Origin of the sequence: Aliagarivorans taiwanensis DSM 22990, from assembly GCF_000429505.1 — a bacterium.
GTDB classification, from domain to species: Bacteria; Pseudomonadota; Gammaproteobacteria; order Enterobacterales; family Celerinatantimonadaceae; genus Aliagarivorans; species Aliagarivorans taiwanensis.
Window position 1 is genome coordinate 1 of record NZ_AUBZ01000077.1, and the last position, 1,447, is coordinate 1,447.

Here is a 1,447-nt window from a genome sequence, read left to right on the forward strand (position 1 = left end):
CTGTTTCTAACCGTATGTGCAATGAGAAATATTAGGACATATATGGACGCCCCGGTTATTGCAACACTTTGAATCAAGATCGGTTCGCTGACATATATCCGGCGTCGTTGTATGAGCCTATCTAACTGTGCTCAAGCGCCATGATGAGATCCGAACCCAGCCACCTATACACCCACACGGCATGGTTTGCCTTGTCCTAGTTTCAGGCTCTTGCTGGGACGGATAACCGTTTTTTCATCAAGGTATTGCAAACTCTAGCAAACGGATCACAAGACACCCATAATAGTGGAAGAATTCCTCTCCCTCTTCTACGCTTGGTGAAAGCCTCAATCATCGAGTGATTGCTATGCCTCGCGCTAGAAACCAGCAAGTCAGTTTGTCGGATACGCCCTATTATCACTGCATCTCGCGCTGTGTGCGACGCGCTTATCTATGTGGCGAAGATGCGGTAACTGGGCAAAGTTATGAGCACCGGCGTCAGTGGGTTGAAGAGCAGTTGGTGCTCTTAGCCGAGGTCTTTGCCATCGATGTGTGTGCCTATGCGGTGATGAGCAACCACAGTCATGTGGTCCTGCATGTAAACCAAGCAAGGGCGCTAGGTTGGTCAATTGAGGAGGTGTTGGAAAAATATTAAGACAGCCATTATTAGTGAAGCAAGTACAGGTACTCACTCCAACCTATAGCGGGGCGCCACAGCCCTCTGATTCAAGGATGAAATCGACCCAAGCAACGTGTTTCTAATGCTATTGACAGGATTTCAACGGAAGCTGGTCGCGACCGGTCCCTGACAGGGAGTCAGCCGTTCAGCTTGTGAATGTGTGGAGTAGGTCAGGCAGAGTTAAGCCAGCGCTTGGCCGAGCCCATACCCTGTAGTCGTTGTTGGTGGTGGTCTGCCTTGTAACGTTGCATACGCTTATGCGCGCCTACCACCCCACCAAAGTGCTGTTCTATACCAGTGCTGATGGCTAGCCAGCTTTGCTCATCAATGCCAAGGCGCTGGAGTATCGGGTTATGTTGGCTATCAATAAAACCGCGTTTGTCTTCCCTCACTACCCGCCCGGTGAGTTCAACCAGCTCGAGATAGTCAGTAAGCGAAAACGGTAATCCCTCGGGCATATCTTTACGCGGGTTGCCTACAAAGGGCATTAACTCGACAGGTTGTTTGCCTTGTTTCGCCTGCTCAATACGTCGCCTTACACTGGTATGATCGGACTCTTCTGGCGTTACCGCGGTAGCCGCGCGGATGGGATTCAAATCAACGTAGGCCATACATGCGGCTAGCGCAGCTTCATCTAACAGGGCCTGTGATTTAAACCGCCCTTCCCAAAACCGCCCAGTGCAACCGTCTTCCCGGTTTGTAGTGGTCAAGTTAAATTGGCCACGGTTTTGTATTCAAGCCAGTACCTTCGCTCTGACTCATTGGGTGTCAGCCCGCCGTTATATTGAT

The 1,447-nt window shown here is 50.7% G+C and carries 1 protein-coding gene and 1 pseudogene; one reads left to right on the plus strand and one right to left on the minus strand.

Going from position 1 to position 1,447, the window contains the following annotated elements; genetic code table 11:
• Positions 1 to 346 precede the first annotated feature (346 nt).
• A pseudogene (locus G462_RS0120085) lies at positions 347 to 631 on the plus strand (transposase); the annotation flags it as partial.
• Positions 632 to 828: 197 nt separating this feature from the next.
• Here G462_RS0120085 and G462_RS23575 read toward each other — a convergent pair.
• Positions 829 to 1,269: a hypothetical protein gene (locus tag G462_RS23575; RefSeq protein WP_051326890.1), complete on the minus strand. Its 441-nt coding sequence runs from the start codon at positions 1,267 to 1,269 to the stop codon at positions 829 to 831.
• Between the last annotated feature and the right edge of the window lie 178 nt (positions 1,270 to 1,447).

Excerpts from the sequence above, each read along its gene's own strand:
- G462_RS23575 (WP_051326890.1), bottom strand. The coding sequence starts at position 1,269 with ATGGCCTACGTTGATTTGAATCCCATCCGCGCGGCTACCGCGGTAACG.